The organism is Solimonas marina (assembly GCF_012241385.1).
GTDB classification, from domain to species: domain Bacteria; phylum Pseudomonadota; class Gammaproteobacteria; order Nevskiales; family Nevskiaceae; genus Solimonas; species Solimonas marina.
Window position 1 is genome coordinate 25,567 of sequence record NZ_JAAVXB010000016.1, and the last position, 18,292, is coordinate 43,858.

Below are 18,292 nucleotides of genomic sequence, written 5' to 3' on the forward strand. Positions count from 1 at the left end.
TTTACTCACGGAGCCTCAACATCTAGGCCGGGGCGAACGACCTCTCGCAGTCAAGTCAGAAAGCTCATGCGCAGCAAAGAGGCAACTCCGTTCATAATCCGAAGGCACTGCATTGAGCATTGGGCTGTTTTTGTTGCAGCGATTAAGCCAATCGATGATGCCTTCGTGCCGCGCTCTGCTTTGGAGTTGATAAGCCAGATGGGGCGGAATTTGAGTGACGAGTACCCTCAATAGGCGCGCCTTCGACCAAGAATGCCGTCGAACTTGTCAGGCGGCACGCATCGCTACGACCTTGCGGCGTTCGCGCGCTGTGTCCAGATAGTCAGCCCAGGCTTGCATCATCGCCTTGCGCTCTTCGAGGAATGCCGCACGGTCGTACGCCGCGCCGAGTGGGCCGGCAGCCTTGTGCGACAGCTGGCGCTCAATCGCGTCGGGCTTCCAGCCCATCTCGGCCAGTAGGCTCCGCGCCATGGCCCGGAAGCCGTGGGCGGTCATTTCCTCATTGGTAAAGCCCATATTGCGGAGTGCCTGGCGCACCGCATTCTCGGAGAGCGGTCGCAGCCGCGTTTTGGGCGTTGGGAAGACATAACGAGGGGAATCCGGGCGCAAGCCGAGGCTGTGGCCGGTCAGCGGGTAGAGCTCTTGAAGGATCGCCACCGCCTGGGCGGGCAGGGGAACGATGTGGCTGGCTCCGGTGTGACGCTTGGTCTTGTTGACGACGTAGCGCCACTGCGCGGCCTCCAGGTCGAGCTGGGGCCATTGCATCTGGCGGATCTCGCCCGGGCGCTGGAAGAGCAGGGCGGAGAGCTTGAGGGCTGCGCGGACTTCAGGGGTGCCCTTGTAGTCGTGGATCGCGCGCATGAGCCGGCCGACGTCGTCAGGATCAGTGAAGGCTGCGAAGTGCTTGACCGGCTTGATCCGGCGCTCGCCCTTCAGCGCGAGGGTTGGGTCGTTTTCCGCAATGCCGCGCCGAATGGCGTAGCGGAAGATCTGTCCGACGATGGTCCGCGCCCGGCGGGCGGTTTCATCGACACCACGTTGGCGAATCCGATCGAAAACCGCGATCAGATCGCGGGTCTTGATCTCCGTGATCTGTCGCGCACCAAGATAGGGCAGCACGTCGCGATCCAGCAGGCGGCGGACCGACGCGCGATATTCGTCGGAGTTCGCCGACATCTCGTCGGCCTCCCAGCGATCGGTGACCGCCGCGAAAGCGTCCGCCACAGTGGCTTCTTGGGCCTCCCGCGCTTCTTTGCGGTGTGCGCTGGGGTCAACCCCTTCGGCGACCAGCCGGCGCGCCTCATCCCGGCGCTGGCGGGCCAAGCTCAGGGGAATCAGGGGGTAGGTCCCCAGGCTGATGCTCTTTTCCTTGCCCCCGAAGCTGTACGAGAAGCGCCACCACTTCGAGCCGTTCGGATTGACGAGGACGAACAGGCCGAGTTCCTTGGGGAGCTTGTAAGGCTTGTCCTTCTGCTTGGCGTTGCGAATCTGGATGTCGGTCAGCATGGCGCGAGGTGTTACCCGATGAGCGGATTTGCGCCAAAGTTACCCGACGAGTTACCCGATGCAAGCGCCGGATGCTGCTGGACGTCGCTGGACGTCGAAAAACAGAAAACCAAAGAAAAACCGCGCAAAAGCGCGGTTATCTGGACTACTTCGGACCTCGCAGGACGTATAAATGGTGGCCGGGGACGGAATCGAACCGCCGACACGGGGATTTTCAATCCCCTGCTCTACCGACTGAGCTACCCGGCCGGCCGTGCGAGGCCGCGTATTAAAGCGGCGCGAACGGTGAACGTCAAGCCGAATTCACTCTGGCTTGGTTTCCGGAGGCACGAAGCCGGTCTGCGTCAGCTCGCCGCCGTCGAAGAAGAACTTCTCCATCTCCTCGCTGAGCAGCTTGCGCGATTGCGGGTCGGCCAGCGCCAGGCGGTACTCGTTGATCAGGCGCGTCTGATGCTGCAGCCACATCTGCCAGGCCTGCTTGGAAACCTGTTCGTAGATGCGTTTGCCGAGCGGGCCCGGCATGGGCGGGCGGTCTAGGCCTTCGGCGTCGGTGCCGAGCTTGATGCAGTGAACGGTGCGGCTCATGAGGATGTCTTGGCGTGGAGCGAGTCGAGCATTTTACGGATTGGCGCCGGCAGGCCCAAGGTTGCCAGGCGGTCGGCGTCTATCCATTGCCAGCGCGATTCGGCAACGGCGGCGGCGCCGGCGCTCGCGCGCAGCCGGGTCGGCTGCAATTCGAGGTCGAAGTGCGTGAAGCTGTGCGAGAACGGCGGCAGCGTTTCGATCGCGCTTGCGTCGAGGTTTTGCGCGGCCAGCCAGTCCGCCAGCGATGGGTCGGTATCGGCGAGCAGCGGCGGGCACCACAGCGCGCCCCACAGGCCGCTCGGTGGACGGCGTTCCATCAGCAGGCGGTCGGCGCTGTCGTAAGCCAGCAGCAGCTGCGTGCGGCGCTGCGGGCGCGCACGCGCCGGTTTCGGCGCGGGGTATTGCGCGATGGTGCCGTCGATGCGCGCCTGGCAATCGGCCTGTACCGGACACAGCAGGCAACGTGGCTTGCGCGCGGTGCAGATCGACGCGCCGAGGTCCATCAGCGCCTGCGTGTAATCAGCCAGCCGCTCGTGCGGTAGCAGGCGCTCGGCGAGCGTCCACAGCTGCTTCTGCACGGCTGGGACGCCGGGCCAGCCGCCGATGGCGGCGTGCCGCGCCAACACGCGGCGCACATTGCCGTCGAGAATGGCGTGGCGCTGGCCGTGCGCCTGCGCGAGGATCGCACCGGCGGTCGAGCGGCCGATGCCGGGCAGTGCGGCCATCGCGTCGAAGTCGCGCGGGAATTCGCCGTCGTGTTCGGCGACGACGACCTGCGCGCAGCGGTGCAGATTGCGCGCGCGGGCGTAGTAGCCGAGGCCGGCCCACAGCGCGAGCACGTCGTCGAGCGGTGCCGCGGCGAGGCTGGCGACGTCGGGAAAGCGCGCGAGGAAGCGCGCGAAGTACGGAATGACGGTCGTCACCTGCGTCTGCTGCAGCATGACCTCCGACAGCCAGACGCGGTAGGGCGCGCGCGGGTGCTGCCAGGGCAGATCGTGCCGGCCGTGTTCGTCGAACCAGGACAGCAGGCGGTCGGCGAAGGGGCTCATGGGCTTGCGGTGTCGTGATGGGCGAGGGCCAGCCGTTCGATGCCGGCGGCGGTGCTGTGTGCCTGGCGGCGCATGACGCGTTCAATGACCCACGGGCCGATCAGCGGCGGCACCCAGAAATCCGGTTCCAGCGTTGCCGCGAAGTGCAGGCAGGTCTGCGAGCCGCAGCTCGACAGCTGCCATTGTGCAGTGCCATAGCGCAGGTTGCTCATCGAGGGAATCACGTCGGCGCTGAGCTGGTAGACCGCGCCATCACGCCATTTGCGAACGTCCTGCACCTGCTTGAGGTGCGTGCAGAAGAAGCTGATGCAGACGCGGACGTTCGTGCGCCAGCGTTCGAGGCCGTCGGTCGGTTCCGGTAAGGCCTCGACCGATTCGATCGCATCATTGATCTTCGGCAGATTGTTGAAGTCGCTGAAGACGGCGTAGGCGTCGTCGAGCGGGGCATTCAGTGTGGCTTGCAACTCGATGCTGTAGCGCCCGTCCGCGTGGCCGACGTCGAGCTGTTCGACGCTCTCGGCGTAAGCCGCTGCGGCCATCAGGCCCAGCAGCAGCGCCAACCCGCATCGCTGCGCGTACTTCAGTTGCCGTTCGACGACGAGTCGTCGCTCGATGACTTCTTTTTACCGAACAGGAACTCGCCGAGCTTCTTCTGGATCTCGTCCTTGTGCTTGTCGATCTCTTCGTTGACGCGGGCCTTGGCTTTTTCGCGCACTGCGGCGGCGAGGTCGATCTTGTATTTCGGCTTCCAGATGCTGCCGGTCAGATGGATCGGGATCGTCACGCCGTTGAGATCGGACAGATCCTTGCCGCCCTGACCCTTGCTGGTCTCGACGATCGACGGCTTGGCCGTGTAGTCGAGCGTTTCGGTGACGAGGTTGATGTCGCCGCTGCCGCCGACGCGGAACAGCGGGCTCGCGGCATCGAGATCGTCGCTGTGCAGCACGCCGTCGTTGAGCTTGCCGCTGACGCTGATCGACGCGAAGTCGGTAACCGGCGCGCTGTCCTCGGTGTAGTTGAGATTGCCGGCGAGCGCCGCCTGCGCCTTGCGGATCAGGTAGCCGAGGTTGAAGCCCTTGACGGCGCCGTTCTTCGCCGACGCAGCAACACTGCCGTCCAGTGTCTTGCGCAGCGCGCCGACGGTCTTGCCGTGCGCGACGAGATCGGCGCTGAAATCGGCCGTACCACTGATGGAGTCCTTGCCGGTGAAGTCCTTCAGGAACGGTCCTGCCTGGAACGACGAGAGCTTCGTCGTCACGGCGAAGCCCGGCGACGCGCCCGGCGTATAGCGGTGGCTCAGCGACACGCTGCCGCCATAGAGTTTCGCGCTCAGGCTCTGCGCCTTCACGGCGGAGAGGCCGTGGCCCGACAGCTTGAGGCGGATGTCGGACAGCTTGAGGTTCTTGATCTTCAGGCTCGCGAGATCGGCCGTGCCGTCGACGTTGAGCTTGTTGAGCGCATCGACCGGCAGCTCGATGTCGTTGATGTTCTCGGTCTCGCCGGACGCCGTCTGCACCTTGCCGTCCTCCTTCGCCGGCGGCGGCAGGTAGCGGTCGGCGTCGAGGTTGTCGATCTGCAGGCCGAACGAGGCGGCCTGGGTCTTGAAGTCGGTGACGGCGACCTGGCCCTTGATCTTCGTCTGGTCGAGCGTGATCAGCAGATTCTGCAGGCTCGCGCTGTTCGCCGTCGCGTCGAGCTGTGCGTTCATGCTCGCCTCGGACAGCGCTTTCGGGTCGGCCGTGTTGAGCTTGACGCCGAACGTTTCAAGCAGCTTGCGCGGGCTGAACGCCGAAACCGAGATCGGTCCCTGGAAATGCGGCTTGCCGCCGGCCAGGCCGCTGCCCTTGATGTTGGTCGCCAGCGTCAGGTCGGCGGCCTGCAGCTTGCCGTGCTGCAGACCGAACGTGCCGTCCTTCGCGTTGTACGCGACTTCGCCGCCGAAGGTGACGGTCTGCTTGCCGTTCGGAATCGAATCGCCGCTGACGGTCGTTTCCATCGTCAGCGCGTTGAGATTGAAGACCTGCGCGGCCAGATCGGCGACGAGACGCGTCTTCACCGTCGTGTCGAGGTCGAGGCCGGCGGCCTTGCCCTTGACCGTCAGCTTCAGGCCGTCGGTGTCGAGCTTCTGCGTCTTGAAGTCCGGCTTGAACGTGCCGCCGAGCGCGATGTCGACCTGCGCGGCAGGCGCTTTCGAGATCACCGTCGTCGACATGTCGATGTCGAACGGGTCGTGCATGTTCAGTGCGCCCGTCTTCAGGTGCATCTTCTGCAGCTCGTAATGTGCGCCGCCCTGCGCATCGTCGTAGACGACCGCGCCGTCATCGACGGTGATGCCGCCGACATTGATGTCGTCGAACGTGAACTGGGTGCTGGCTTTCGCCTCCACCGGCGCCTGTTCGGGCTTTTGTTTCTGACGGTCGATCAGGTCCTGCCAGTTCGTCACGCCGCTTTTGTTCTTCGCCAGATTCACGTGCAGGCCGTCGAGGGCCACGCCGTCGACTTCGATCTGCTTGTCGAACAGCAGCGGCAGCAGCTTGACGCCGACGCGGACCTGATGGACTTCGGCGAACGGCGTGTCGCCGAAGCCGGCAGCGTTGCCGAGCCTGGCGTCGGACAACTGGACCGCGAGCCACGGGAAGACGCTCAGCTTGATGTCGCCGAGCACGAATTCGCGACCGGTCGCCTGCTTGACCTCGTCCTGGATCTTTCCGCGGTAGTCGTTGGGGTCGAAGATCATGACCGCGGCGATCAGCGCAGCAATCACCAGCACGACAAGGCTGCCGAGGACCAGCAGGACGATTTTCAGAGGCTTGGCCATGGGCGGGGTCTCATGGAGGGCCGGTTCTCGCGCGAAGCAGCCACAAGTGTAGGGAAAAAGATCGACTTGACGATGAACGTGGCCTCAGCCGCCGCCGATGGCCTGCACGATCAGGATTTCGTCGCCGGCCTTCAACGACGGTTCGGTATGTCTTGAGCGCGGCACGATGTCGCCGTTGACCTCGACCGCGACCCGGCGCCCGGCCAGATCCAGCGCCTGCAGCAGCGCCGAAATGCTCATCGCGGCCGGCAGGGGCCGGGGCTCGCCGTTGACGCGGATTTGCGGTGCGCTCGACATAGGTCCATTTTCAGGCATCGGGGCGCCAATGGTCTCCGCTTGCGCCGTTCACTTCAACGTCGGGAGCGTCGGGGGCGGCGGCCCGGACAGCGAAAAGCCCCGCCGCGGCGGGGCTTTTCAGGAGCCGGAGGACGGCGGCGGCTCAGTGCTTGCGGACGTCCTGCCATTTCTCGCGGATCGCTTCGGCCGCCCCTTTGACGGTGTCGGCGGCATCGTCGATCTTCGCTTTCACGTTGCCCTTGACCTCTTCGGCGCGGCCCTCGGCACGCTGGCGGGTACCTTCGGCGGCCATTTCGCGGTCGTCGATGGCATCGCCGACTTTCTCACGTACCTTGCCGGCGACCTGCTTGGTCTTGCCGCGCGCGCGGTCGGCCTCGGCACTGTGACGTGCCTGATCGACCGCCGACTGTGTTTCACGCTTGGCCTGATTGGTGTCCATGGCGTTGCTCCGGTTGACGGCGCAAATCCCGGAAACGGGATTCCGCCGGGAATTGAAGGCAACGTCATGGTGAACGATAGGCTCTGAATCGGCCGTTAACCTCTCCCGTGCCAAGGCATCCGTGGCGGGGCGCCGGGTCGCGATGTTCCGGCACGCGGACCGAGCGGCTATGCTGAACGCTGAGATCAGAACAAGAACGAGGAGAGTCCGATGCCGTATGCCGCCGTCAATGGCCAGAATCTGTACTACGAGGACAGCGGATCGACGAGGCCCGTCGTCGTGTTCTCGCACGGCCTGCTGATGGATCACGAGATGTTCGCTCCCCAGGTCGACGCGCTGCGCGAACGCTATCGCTGCATCGTCTGGGACGAGCGCGGGCACGGGCTGACGGCCGGCGGGACGCTCGCGCCGTTCTCGTACTACGACTCGGCCGACGATCTGGTCGCGCTGCTCGACCATCTCGGCATCGAATCCGCCGTGCTCGCCGGCATGAGCCAGGGCGGCTATCTTTCCCTGCGCTGTGCGCTGCGGCATCCGCAGCGCGTGCGGGCGCTGGTGCTGATCGACACGCAGGCGCAGACGGAGGACGCGACGAAGACGGCCGGCTACCGGCAGATGATCGACGTCTGGGCACAACAGGGCCTGCCGCAGCCGGTCGCCGACACGATCGCGCAGATCATTCTGGGTGCGGGCTGGGCCGGCGCTGCGGTCTGGCAGGACAAATGGCGCGGCTGGCAGCCGCACAATCTGCTCGGCTGCTTCCAGGCGCTCGTCTCGCGCGACGACGTCAGTGACCGCCTGCGCGACATCGAGGTTCCGGCGCTGGTCGTCCATGGCGAAGCCGATGCGGCGATCGCGCTCGATCGCGCGCGCGATATGGCCGGCCGCCTCCCGGACGCGGAACTGGTCGTCGTGCCGGGCGCCGGTCACGCGGCGAATCTCACGAATCCGCAGCCGGTGAATGCCGCGATCCTGCGCTTTCTGGAGGCGCTGGACGACTGATCGGCAGCGCCTGTCTTCCTCAGGCCGATGACGAACGCGCGGCACGATCCCGCGTCTGGAGTCGTCAAGACTTGATGGGCAGATGGCCGGCGACCTCCGAAGTGAGGTCTGGCACGTACTTGCTGTCCGCCGTTCAGTGCCTGCTTCCGACGGGGGGCCGTCGTACGCGTTCGCGGAATTCGCTCGGACTGCAGTTCGCCTGTACGCGAAAGGCGCGCGTGAAATTGGAAAGGCTGGTATAGCCGAGGGAATAGGCGATCTCCGTCACGCTCTGGCTTCCGCCCAGAAGCCGGGCGCAGGCGAGTTCGTAATGAACTGTTGCCGCGAGATCCCGGTACGCCGTCCCTTCGTGCTGGAGATATCGCGCCAGAGTCCGCGAAGAAAGATTGAGAAGCCTTGCCATTTCGTCCAAAGAAGGGCCGCCGTTGCCGACCTCGCGCAGCGTCATCGTCACCCATTCGGAATATCGCTTTTCGCTGCTCAGATGAGGCAGGCGGGCCTGGCAGCGCTCTTCGGCGACCTTGAGTGCGTTGGCGTCCGACATGGGCATCCGATAACGGCAGAAATCGGCGCCGAAGATCAGCGACACGCCGGGCTCCGGCAACGCGCCGAAGAAGCATTTGACGTCGCGAAGCGATCGGTAGCGTTCTCCATGGCGCGGCTCTTCAGTGGAGAATTCGATGCGGAGCGGCGGCGCACCGCCCTGTATCATGTCTTTGACATCCCGAAGCGCAGCCATCGCGATCACTTCGAGGTGGAAGGCGAGGGCACGGTGGCTCATCGCGATCACAGGGCGAAAGTGCAGTTCGCCGCGGTCCGGTTTGCCGACGTATTTCATCTTGAAGCTCGGCATCACCAGACGAAAGTATCGAGCGACGAAGCGGATGGCGTCCTCGATCGTGGGGCTGGCGAGCATGCCGAAGCCGACGATGCTGTGAGTGCTGAGCGTCAGCAATTCTCCGAGCTCGAAGCCGAGGTCGTACCGTCCCGTCAGTCGTTCGACAACCGTAATCAGGCGCTCGACCTGCGAATAGCGCAAATTGGAATCCGGCGCGTCAAATGCGTCCGGCGTCAGTGACATCTGCGCAAGCGCGTCGCGCAGCCGGAACCCATGCCGGATCAGTACGTCGTCGAGGCGCTGGTAGTAGCGCGCCGGTACCAAGAGATCTTGTCTGGCCATTGGACGGCTGCAGTTGCAGATTGGTTTGGCAGATTATGAATACATAATGTCAAAAAAAGATAACGGGTGTCTTCCGTCTCGTCTCTAGGATGTGCCGCAGCGGTACACATATAAGGAGGAGACCATGAGCCTTTATAAGGAGGAGACCATGAGCCTTGGCGCCGCTGCGGCGAGTAGTGGGGAGGGATCGCTCAGCTGGAAGGACGGTAAACGTCGGCTGTGGCTGCTGAGTCCGGCCCTGCCGGTTCTGGGCGCGCTCCTGCTTTTCCTGGCATACGAGTTCGATGCCGGCGTCCTGTACTGGGGCTTCTTCTTCGTCTTCTATGCGTTGGTTCCGCTGCTCGATTTCCTGATCGGTACCGATCGGGTCAATCCTCCGGAAGCGGCGGTCACGCAACTGGTCGCGGACCGTTATTACCGCATCATCATCTACGCCTATATCCCCAGCCAGTACGCGGTCACGATTTTCGGCGCGTGGCTTGCCGTCAACGGCGGTCTGCTCTGGTGGGAAATGCTGGGGCTCGTCGTCTCGGTCGGCATGGTCAACGGCATCGGCATCAACACGGCGCACGAACTCGGACACAAGACCGGCTCCGCAGAGCGCTGGCTGGCGAAGGTCGCATTGGCGCCGGTGGCCTACGGACATTTCTTTATCGAGCATAACAAGGGCCACCATAAGAACGTGGCGACGCCGAATGACCCGGCCAGCTCGAAGATGGGCGAAACTTTCTGGCGGTTTCTTCCGCGAACCATGATCGGCAGCCTGCGTTCGGCGTGGTCGATCGAAAAGCTGCGCTTGGCTCGAAAGGGCAGGTCGGCATGGTCGCTCGACAACGAAAACCTGCAGGCCTGGATGATGTCCGTCGCTCTGTTCGGCGCGCTTGCGATATGGCTCGGCCCCTGGGTACTGCTGTTCCTGTTTGCGCAGGCCTTGTACGGCGCCACATTGCTCGAGGTGGTGAACTATCTCGAGCATTACGGCCTGCTGCGGCAGCTCGAAGCCAGCGGCCGTCGCGAGCGCTGCCGGCCGTGGCACTCCTGGAACAGCAATCACATCGTGACGAATCTGGTGCTGTATCAGCTGCAGCGGCATTCGGACCATCACGCCAATCCCACACGGCGCTATCAGGCGCTGAGGCATTTCGACAATTGCCCCCAATTGCCTTCGGGCTACGCGTCGATGCTGCTGGTCGCCTATCTGCCGCCGTTGTGGTTCCGCATCATGGATCCCTTGGTCGTGGCGCACTACGAGGGGGATCTGACGAGGGCGAATCTCCTGCCTTCACGTCGCGAGGCACTGATCCGGAAGTGGATGGGGGACGCGAAGTCCACGGTTCCCGTCATGGCGCCGGCCCGGCGGTCCGCAGCGTGTTCCGGCGTTCAGAAAGTTTCCGAAACCGCGTCCTACCGGTGCCCGAACTGCAGCTATACCTACGATCCTTCGTCCGGGTGTCCGTCCGAGGGGATTCCCGCGGGAACCGCCTGGCGCCGGGTGCCGGATGACTGGAGCTGTCCGGACTGCGCGGTCCGCGACAAGGTGGATTTCGTTCCCGTCGAAAGGACTGCCGATCCGGCAGGCGCCCTGGCATTCGGGTGATGCCCGGAGATCCGATCCGATAGGAGAACAGAGAGACGTGACCCCGGGGAACAGGGGCGCGCAAGTTTTTTAGAAAGATAGAGCCGGAAGGCCGATTGGGGGAGAAGTATGCGATGCGAAATAAGAGTGCCGCGTGCACTAGGCACGGCGGTGCGCTGGATGACTGCTGCTTACATGGCTTGCTTGCCTCTTGCGGGGCTTGCCGCATCCACGAACTTCGACCTGTTCGACGACGTGGTGCAGATACACAGCAACACGACGTTCATCACCGGTCTGTCCGTTCGCACTGAAAAGCAGCGCACCCGTTCGATCGGAAAGAACAATCTCAATCCGGACGTATGCGGGCGAACCGCTGACGGAAAGGTCTGGTATCAGGACTGCCAGGGCCTGTTCCGGGATCAGACTTTCATGGCGCAGCATCTGGCCGATGCGCCCGGCCAGTTCAGCGACAATTTCGATCACGGCGATCTGAACTACAAGCAGTGGGACATCACGCAGAGCGGCTTGCGGATCAATCAGGATCTGCAGATGACCTACAAGGGATGGACGCTGTTCGCGAAAGCGATCGCCTATTACGATCCGGTGAATGACAATTTCACCGAATATCATCCCAACGAGATAACCCGCTCGAACTATCAGCAGGTCGGCTATCTGTCGACGACCGGCACGGAAATCATCCGCGCAGGGCAGAATCTGTCCATTCTGAGTCCGCTGATTTCGGCGCTGCCGCTAGGCAACAACATCGTAACGCAGCTGCTCTCGAACCCTCTGGCCGTTCCGGGCTTCGGCGTGCGCAGCGACTCCACGCCGTGTCCGGCGAATCGAAATCCTTCCGGGGAGCCGTGCGGCATCGTTTACGGGCGCGGCGGTGTCGTGCGATCGAAGCGGCGCGACAAGGAGACGCTGCGGGAGATCGGTCTCGGGCTGCAGCTGCTCGACCTGAATCTGACCGGAGACATCCCGCTGGGCGCGCAGCGCAGCCTGCATGTCCGCGTGGGGCGTCAGCAGGTCATCTGGGGCGAATCGACGCTGGAGTTCTTCGACTCCATCAACGTCATGAATGCGCCGAATCTCAATAACTTTTTCCGTCTCGGCGGAAACGGGCTCGACGACTTCTACCAGCCGATCAACGCTGTTTCGCTCGGCACGACCTTGAGCGATACGCTGTCGGCATCTGGCTGGTATGCCTTGGAATTCGAGCCGATCGAATTGCCGGCGGAAGGCGGTTTCTATTCGCCCGTCAATCTGGGGACCAAGAACGGAGGGCCCGACTATCTGACGGTAGGCTTCGGCAATACGACGCCCGATCCCGACAACGTCGGCCGCCTGCTCGACAGTCCGTTGACGCTGATCACCAATACGGGATCCCGCGCCGTCCGGGTGCCGGATCAGGAGCCCAACGGGGAAAAGGGAAACTACGGCGTCAAATTGAGCTACCAGGCCAACTGGCTCAATAACGGGACCAACCTCAGCTTTTACTTCGCGAATTACACGTCGCGGACGCCGATGATCAGTTTCTGGTCGACGTACGAAAGCTGCGGCAAGCACGCACGCAATACCGTGGCATTCCTGCTGGCGTGTCCGGATATTCCGCTTCTGCATTCGATTCTCGGCGGCGCCAACGACCCGAACGGTCCGAAGGATTCGGCACTGGGACTGGACGGTCTGAAGTTCCAGTTTCAGTATCCGAAGAACATCAAGATGTACGGCTTCAGCTTCAACACCAGCTTTGGTGCGGTGTCGATGCAGGGCGAAGTCGCCTATCGTCCCCGGGATCCGCTGCAGGTCGATATCGTCGATCTCGCATTTGCCGGCCTGGGGCCCTCGCTGACGAGCTGCGACCAGCCGCCCGGCTGCGCCGGCAGCACGGTGGGGCTCGGCACCAAACCCGACGGCTCCGTCGGCATATACGGAAGCAGCAATTTCAAGCCTGCCGACGGCGCAGACAAGTTTCGCGACACGTTCGATCTCATCGTCGGACAACTGCCGGGCTCGGGCCGCTCGTTTCCGAACTTCATCACCCCGTATCGCGGCGGCACGATCGGCCAGAATCCCGCCAATTCGTACATCCGCGGCTGGGAATACTTCAAGACGCTGTCGCTGGACCTGGGCGCCACCTACGTCGAGGGCAATACGGATTTCACGCCCCGCATGATCGGTGCCGATCAGGTGATCTGGCTGTTCGAGGCCGGAGCGCGCGGCATCCTGAATCTGCCGCCGCTGGACAAGCTCGCGCTTGCGGTTCCGGGGACCTACACGAGCCCAACGGCAGGCGCCGACGGTTCCGGTGCCGACGGATCGAGACAGGCGTGCTCCACGAACGCTGCGTGCACGTACGGTCCGGACGGCCTGCGCTTCAATCCGCACCAGGCGCCGCTCGGTCTGTATCCGACCAAATGGTCGGGCGGCATCGGCTCCGTGATTCTGATCCGTTGGGAGGATGTCCTTCCCGATATCAGCATCGATCCGCAGATCATTCTGAAGTACGACGTCTTCGGGCATTCGCCCGGCTACCTCTCGAACTATGTCAAGGGACGCCTGCTTTGGGACACGAATATCGAATTCCGGTATCGGAACAACATCAGCATGACGCTCGGCTATCAGATGTGGGCGGGCGGCGGAGACGCCAATCTCTTTCAGGACCGCGATTCCGCCAGATTGTTCTTGAAGTATTCGTTCTGATTTGCGTCAGGGCGCATTCACCCGATGTACCGAGGAGATTTTGAAATGCATATATCGAAAAAATGGGGACCGGTGGCCATGCTGGGCTTGGCTGTCGTGACGGGCAGCGCGCTGGCGAAGACGACGGCGGATCAGGCCGCACGGCTGGGGAAGGACTTGACGCCGGTCGGCGCCGAGAAGGCGGCGAGCAAGGACGGTCTCGTGCCGGCTTGGACGCCGGGAACGCAGCACGGCAAGCTGTCCGGCGAATATGCCAAGGATCCTGCGGTCGAGGCCGAAAAGCCGATGTTCACGATTACGTCGGCGAACATGGACAAGTACGCCGACTATCTCAGCGAGGGCCACAAATATCTGCTGAAGACGTTCAAGGATTACAAGATGAACGTCTATCCCAGCCACCGCAACGTGGCCTGGCCGGATTTCATCTACAAGGCGACCGCCAAGAACGCGACCAGTTGCACGCTCGAAGGAACGGACGATCCGGACAACTGCGAGCTCGGATTTCCGTATCCGGTTCCCAATAATGGTGCCGAGGTCATCTGGAATCATCGCTTGAAGTGGCGAGGCGACAACGTCGTTCGCAACAACGACCAGATGATCGTTGACGCGAACGGTCACTATCAGCTCGCCCAGCTCGTCGAGGAAGTGCAGTTCCTCTACGCGAACAAGGAAAATCCGGTCCCCTTGAAGAAGGGCAAGGGCCTGTTCCTGTACTACCTTTCCAAGATCATGTCGCCGGCGCGCAGTGCGGGCACGATGATTCTGGTGCATGAAAGTGCGGGTACCGGCGCTACCGGACGTTCCGCATGGCTCTACGCCCCGGCCCTCAAGCGCATCCGCCGCGCACCGGCCGTGTGCTGCGACAATCCGTACGAGGGGACCGACGGCCAGCAGTTCTACGATCAGGTGGACATGTTCAACGGCGTGCTCGAGCGCTACAGCTGGAAGCTTCTCGGCAAGCGCGAGATGATCGTGCCCTACGACAACTACAAGATCTCGCGCGCGAAATACGACGATCTGGCGCATCAGAACCATCTCAATCAGGATCTGCCGCGCTACGAATATCATCGCGTCTGGGTCGTCGAGGCGACCCTTCGCCCGGGCCAGCGCCATACCTACGCCAAGCGCGTCTTCTATGTCGACGAGGACAGCTGGGACATCGTGATGGTCGATTGCTACGACGCCCAGGGCGCGCTCTTCAATTTCCAGGAAGGAATGCTGACGCCGCAGTCCAACGTCCTGACGGTGTTCACGGTGCCGGAGATCATTTATCACTTCGATTCCGGACGCTATTTCGTGACCGCGCTGCAGGCCCAGGGGCGCCCCAACGATTACGCCGCGAAGTTCCCGCAGGGCTACTTCACCGCGCAGGCCGTACAGCAGCGTGCGACGAGGTAGGACCGACGAGTCGTACTGGCTGACCGCTCCGCTCCCGTGCCGTCGGCGGGAGCGGAGCGGATCCATGCTCGCGGCGATGCGAGTTCTTTGCCGGCGGACGCCGTCGGCCGGTTTTCATTAAGGGTGCTCCTATGCACGGCGATTCCCGTGGTTGGTTCGCGACGCTTTTCGTCCGCATCACCGAACCGCTGATATTTTCAAAGCGGCCGATCACGCTGGTCGTCATTGGGCTTATGACGGTGCTTTTCGGATATCAGGCTTCGCAGTTGAAGCTCGATTCAGGATTCGAAAAACAGCTTCCGAAGAATCATGAATACATCAAGATTCTGAAGAAATATCAGAGTCAGTTCGGCGGCGGCAATACGATGCTCGTCGCAGTCTCGCAGAAGACCGGAAAGGGCGATATCTACAACGGTGCTTTCCTTGCGTCGCTGAAGACGGCGACCGACGCCGTATTCTTCCTGCCCGGCGTGGATCGTACGCGAATCAGTTCGTTGTTCACGCCGAATGTCCGCTATATCGAGTCGGTCGAGGGGGGCTTCAGGGGCGGGAATGTGATCCCGTCCGGCTTCAAGCCGACTCCGGAGGCACTGGCGCAGGTTCACCAGAACGTCGTCAAGGCGAAAATCATCGGACGTCTGGTCTCCAACGACCAGACCTCGGCGATGATCACATCCGAACTGGTCGACCAGAATCCGCGGACGCACAAACAGCTCGACTACATCAAGACCTCGCACCTCTTCGAGAAAATCCGTCAGCGTCTGACGACGCCGGACATGTATACCTTGAAGCTCAAGCGCGAGGACGCTCCGTTTCCGGCCGGCACGGTGGTGACCACCGAGTATCGCGATCCGCGCGGACTGCTGTCCTATTTCAAGACGATCGACGCAACGCTGGTGACGCCGAAGGGGGAGACGGTCGAACGCTCGTTCGAGCTTCGCGATCTCAGTGTCGAGAAGAAGAAAAATCCGGACTACAACCCGGACATCGACGTGGAGATCATCGGCTTCGCGAAAGTCATCGGCGACGTCGCCGACGCTTCCATCGAAGTCGTCAGCTTCTTCGCATTGACGGTCTTCCTGGTATGGATGGTCCTCGCGTATTACATGGGATCGTTCCGGGTGTCGCTCTATCCGCTGAGCTGCGGCTTGCTGGCCGTCGTCTGGGAACTCGGCATTCTGCATCTGGCAGGTTATGCGCTCGATCCCTTCGCGATATTGGTGCCGTTCCTCGTGCTGGCGATCAGTGTTTCGCATGGCATCCAGATCACCAGCTTCTGGCTGCTCGAAGTCTCCGACAGAGGGCTCGACAGTCTCGCGGCGTCGCGCGCCACCTATCGGCGTCTGGTCATCCCGGGGATCACGGCGCTCATCACGAATATCATCGGGTTCGGGACGATCTTGCTGATTCCGATCGGCATCGTTCGCGAGATGGCGATCAACGCGATGTTCGGCCTGATCGCCGTCATCGTCTGCAAAAAGGTCCTGCTTCCGTGCCTGCTGTCTTACGTCAAGGTCAGGGATCCGCATGCCTTCCGTGCGTATCAGCAGCGTCGCGACGAAAGGCTTCAGCCGATCTGGAACCGCATGGCGGGCCTGACGAACAGACCGGTCGCTTTCGTCGTGCTGTTGCTCGCGGGCGTGACATGGTTCGGCGCGCATCTGGTCGCGCGCGATCTGCAGATCGGCGAACTGCATGCCGGTGTGCCGGCACTGAAACCGACGTCGACGTACAACCTCGATTCGGAAAAGATCGCGAACAACTATTCGATCGGCGTCGACGTTCTTCAGATCTATGGGGAGACGAAGAAGAACGCCTGCATCGATTACGACATCATGCATCGCATTTCGCGCTTCAACTGGTATCTCGAGAACGTTCCGGGCGTGGTGTCGACGACGTCGATGGCGACGCTGGACAAGGTGGTATGGGCGCAATACAACGAAAGCAATCCGCGCTGGATGGAGCTGCCGCGGTCTCAGGACGGCCTGATCCTGTCCGGCCAGCAGTTCACGACGTCCACGGGGCTGCTCAACGACGACTGCAGCGTGATGCCGACTTACGTCTTTACGTCGGACCATCGTGCGACCACGATCGACACCATCATTTCGGCGATCAAGGACTACAAGAAGACCAGCCCGGATGATGCGTCCCTGACGCTGGCGCTTGCGGGCGGCAACGTCGGGGTCATGGCCGCGACGAACGATGTCATCAAGGATACCGAGTACACCGTTCTGTTCTGGCTGTACGCGGCGATCGCGCTGTGCGTCGTGGTGTCGTTCCGCGGCATCGTCGGCCTGATCTGCATTCTGGTGCCGCTGGCGGCCGTATCCGTCTACACCTACGCGATCATGGTGTTCCTCGGCATCGGCGAAACGGTTGCCACATTGCCGGTCGCCGCGTTCGCTGCGGGTATCGGCGTCGACTACGGCATCTACATCTTCAGCGTGCTCGAAGAGAACGTGAAGGTGAAGCGCATGCCGCTGCGCGAGGCGTATGCGGACACGCTGCACCAGACGGGCAAGGCAGTCGTGGTGACCGCGCTGGCGCTATCGGCCAGCGTCGCGACGTGGGTGTTGTCCGGCCTTCAGTTCCAGGTCGACATGGGCATCCTGCTGACGATCATGTTCGCCGCGAATGCGGTCGCGGCCCTGGTCATGCTGCCCGCTTTTTCCGCGTTCCTGATGAAGGCGAAGACCATGACGTTGACCGAGGGAGCGACAGCACAATGAAGCGCCGGCATCTGCGACTCAAAGCGGGATTCGTGGCTTGTGCGGCCGTCGCCGCAATGGCTTGTGCGCTGCCGACGGCGGGCGCGGAGGAATCGGTGTCTGCCGGCAGTGCGCAGCCGGCGAAGCCGATCCCGGCCCTGCTCGTGGCCCATCCGGAGCGGTCCGTGATGTTCGACGTCAAGCGGACCGGCAGCCATTTCGTGGCGGTCGGCGCGCATGGGGTGATCCTGCGCTCGGCGGACGGCGAGCGCTGGCAGCAGATCGCCAGCCCCGTCGACACCGCGCTTACATGGGTTTCATTTGCCGGCGGATCGGACGGCTGGGCGGTCGGTCACGACGCGGTGATTCTTCATACCGCGGACGGAGGGGACAGCTGGTCGCTGCAGAATTTCCAGCCGTCGCTGGATTCGCCGATCTTTTCCGTCGTGGCCCTGGACGCGAAGACCGCGATCGCCGTCGGTGCATTCGGTCTCCTCAAGCGGACGGCCGACGGCGGCGAACACTGGTCGGATGTCGAGGCGCCGGAGCTCACGACCGGCAAATATCACCTGTTCGCCGTCACGCGCCTTCGCGACGGAAAACTGTTCGCGGTCGGCGAAGCCGGGCTCATGGGGGTATCGGACGACACCGGACAGAGCTGGAAGAAGCTGGATGCGATCTACGATGGTCCGCTCTTCGGCGTATTGCCGTGGCGAGAGCATGGCGCTGTCGCTTACGGTCTGCTGGGCAATATCTATATGACCGACGACGTCGTCTCGGGCCCATGGAAAAAGCTGGACGGTGGCCCGGAATCCTCGATCTTCGGCGGCATGACGCTCGACGACGGAGGCGTGCTGCTGGTCGGCGCAAACGGAACCGAGATTCACATTGCCGCGGACGGGCATCTGCTCGACGGCACGGCGCACGGCCAGTCCGACGGGTCGGGGACGTGGACGTCCGTCGCTGCAACGCCGTCCGGTCTCGTACTGGCGGGCGAGCCGGGTCTTGTCGATCAGAAGGAATAGCTTTCG

General features: G+C 62.7%; 14 protein-coding genes and 1 tRNA gene. 6 read left to right on the forward strand and 9 right to left on the reverse strand.

The annotated features are described in order from the left end of the window. Nucleotides 1-267 precede the first annotated feature (267 nt). The 8 genes from G7Y82_RS19590 to G7Y82_RS19625 form a co-directional block, all read right to left on the reverse strand. Nucleotides 268-1,506, reverse strand: coding sequence for a tyrosine-type recombinase/integrase (locus G7Y82_RS19590; protein WP_168149829.1), 1,239 nt, complete (start codon nucleotides 1,504-1,506; stop codon nucleotides 268-270). 173 nt (nucleotides 1,507-1,679) lie between these two features. After that, nucleotides 1,680-1,755 (reverse strand) — tRNA-Phe (locus G7Y82_RS19595). Nucleotides 1,756-1,809: 54 nt separating this feature from the next. Then, entirely contained in the window at nucleotides 1,810-2,091 is a 282-nt protein-coding gene (locus tag G7Y82_RS19600) for an oxidative damage protection protein (RefSeq protein WP_168149830.1), read from the reverse strand. Continuing rightward, nucleotides 2,088-3,140 carry an A/G-specific adenine glycosylase gene (mutY, locus tag G7Y82_RS19605; protein ID WP_168149831.1) on the reverse strand — a complete coding sequence of 351 codons (1,053 nt, stop codon included), beginning with the start codon at nucleotides 3,138-3,140 and terminating at the stop codon, nucleotides 2,088-2,090. Before mutY ends, G7Y82_RS19600 begins: the two co-directional genes overlap by 4 nt. Then, nucleotides 3,137-3,700 carry an SRPBCC family protein gene (locus tag G7Y82_RS19610; protein ID WP_168149832.1) on the reverse strand — a complete coding sequence of 188 codons (564 nt, stop codon included), beginning with the start codon at nucleotides 3,698-3,700 and terminating at the stop codon, nucleotides 3,137-3,139. The genes mutY and G7Y82_RS19610 overlap by 4 nt, the downstream gene beginning before the upstream one ends. Before the next feature lie 20 nt (nucleotides 3,701-3,720). Next, complete coding sequence (locus tag G7Y82_RS19615; RefSeq protein WP_168149833.1) at nucleotides 3,721-5,958, reverse strand: AsmA family protein; 2,238 nt, start codon at nucleotides 5,956-5,958, stop codon at nucleotides 3,721-3,723. Between the two features lie 84 nt (nucleotides 5,959-6,042). After that, nucleotides 6,043-6,255, reverse strand: coding sequence for a sulfur carrier protein ThiS (gene thiS, locus G7Y82_RS19620; protein ID WP_168149834.1), 213 nt, complete (start codon nucleotides 6,253-6,255; stop codon nucleotides 6,043-6,045). Between the two features lie 142 nt (nucleotides 6,256-6,397). Continuing rightward, nucleotides 6,398-6,694 (reverse strand): CsbD family protein, encoded by a 297-nt coding sequence (locus G7Y82_RS19625; RefSeq protein ID WP_168149835.1) that lies wholly within the window; start codon nucleotides 6,692-6,694, stop codon nucleotides 6,398-6,400. Nucleotides 6,695-6,904: 210 nt separating this feature from the next. Between G7Y82_RS19625 and G7Y82_RS19630 the strand changes: the two genes are divergently transcribed. Further along, nucleotides 6,905-7,696, forward strand: coding sequence for an alpha/beta fold hydrolase (locus G7Y82_RS19630; protein ID WP_168149836.1), 792 nt, complete (start codon nucleotides 6,905-6,907; stop codon nucleotides 7,694-7,696). Between the two features lie 133 nt (nucleotides 7,697-7,829). On the opposite strand, the gene G7Y82_RS19635 is transcribed toward G7Y82_RS19630, so the two are convergent. After that, complete coding sequence (locus G7Y82_RS19635) at nucleotides 7,830-8,876, reverse strand: AraC family transcriptional regulator (protein ID WP_168149837.1); 1,047 nt, start codon at nucleotides 8,874-8,876, stop codon at nucleotides 7,830-7,832. A gap of 124 nt (nucleotides 8,877-9,000) precedes the next feature. On the opposite strand from G7Y82_RS19635, the gene G7Y82_RS21980 reads away from it, so the two are divergent. From G7Y82_RS21980 to G7Y82_RS19660, 5 genes are all read left to right on the forward strand, one after another. Further along, nucleotides 9,001-10,473: a fatty acid desaturase gene (locus tag G7Y82_RS21980; RefSeq protein WP_168149838.1), complete on the forward strand. Its 1,473-nt coding sequence runs from the start codon at nucleotides 9,001-9,003 to the stop codon at nucleotides 10,471-10,473. Between the two features lie 159 nt (nucleotides 10,474-10,632). Beyond that, complete coding sequence (locus tag G7Y82_RS19645) at nucleotides 10,633-13,155, forward strand: DUF1302 domain-containing protein (RefSeq protein ID WP_168149839.1); 2,523 nt, start codon at nucleotides 10,633-10,635, stop codon at nucleotides 13,153-13,155. 45 nt (nucleotides 13,156-13,200) lie between these two features. After that, complete coding sequence (locus G7Y82_RS19650; protein WP_168149840.1) at nucleotides 13,201-14,553, forward strand: DUF1329 domain-containing protein; 1,353 nt, start codon at nucleotides 13,201-13,203, stop codon at nucleotides 14,551-14,553. Between the two features lie 266 nt (nucleotides 14,554-14,819). Then, nucleotides 14,820-17,282, forward strand: a complete 2,463-nt coding sequence (locus tag G7Y82_RS19655; protein WP_240954445.1) for an efflux RND transporter permease subunit — start codon at nucleotides 14,820-14,822, stop codon at nucleotides 17,280-17,282. Continuing rightward, on the forward strand, nucleotides 17,279-18,286 hold the full coding sequence (locus G7Y82_RS19660; protein ID WP_168149842.1) for a YCF48-related protein: 1,008 nt from the start codon (nucleotides 17,279-17,281) through the stop codon (nucleotides 18,284-18,286). Before G7Y82_RS19655 ends, G7Y82_RS19660 begins: the two co-directional genes overlap by 4 nt. Nucleotides 18,287-18,292: the final 6 nt, after the last annotated feature.

Bases quoted from the DNA above. Each gene is read 5' to 3' on its own strand.
- G7Y82_RS19660 (WP_168149842.1), top strand. From the start codon at position 17,279: ATGAAGCGCCGGCATCTGCGACTCAAAGCGGGATTCGTGGCTTGTGCG.
- G7Y82_RS19635 (WP_168149837.1), bottom strand. From the start codon at position 8,876: ATGGCCAGACAAGATCTCTTGGTACCGGCGCGCTACTACCAGCGCCTC.
- G7Y82_RS19615 (WP_168149833.1), bottom strand. From the start codon at position 5,958: ATGGCCAAGCCTCTGAAAATCGTCCTGCTGGTCCTCGGCAGCCTTGTC.
- G7Y82_RS21980 (WP_168149838.1), top strand. From the start codon at position 9,001: ATGAGCCTTTATAAGGAGGAGACCATGAGCCTTGGCGCCGCTGCGGCG.
- thiS (WP_168149834.1), bottom strand. From the start codon at position 6,255: ATGTCGAGCGCACCGCAAATCCGCGTCAACGGCGAGCCCCGGCCCCTG.
- G7Y82_RS19645 (WP_168149839.1), top strand. From the start codon at position 10,633: ATGACTGCTGCTTACATGGCTTGCTTGCCTCTTGCGGGGCTTGCCGCA.
- G7Y82_RS19625 (WP_168149835.1), bottom strand. From the start codon at position 6,694: ATGGACACCAATCAGGCCAAGCGTGAAACACAGTCGGCGGTCGATCAG.
- mutY (WP_168149831.1), bottom strand. From the start codon at position 3,140: ATGAGCCCCTTCGCCGACCGCCTGCTGTCCTGGTTCGACGAACACGGC.
- G7Y82_RS19650 (WP_168149840.1), top strand. From the start codon at position 13,201: ATGCATATATCGAAAAAATGGGGACCGGTGGCCATGCTGGGCTTGGCT.
- G7Y82_RS19590 (WP_168149829.1), bottom strand. From the start codon at position 1,506: ATGCTGACCGACATCCAGATTCGCAACGCCAAGCAGAAGGACAAGCCT.
- G7Y82_RS19630 (WP_168149836.1), top strand. From the start codon at position 6,905: ATGCCGTATGCCGCCGTCAATGGCCAGAATCTGTACTACGAGGACAGC.
- G7Y82_RS19600 (WP_168149830.1), bottom strand. From the start codon at position 2,091: ATGAGCCGCACCGTTCACTGCATCAAGCTCGGCACCGACGCCGAAGGC.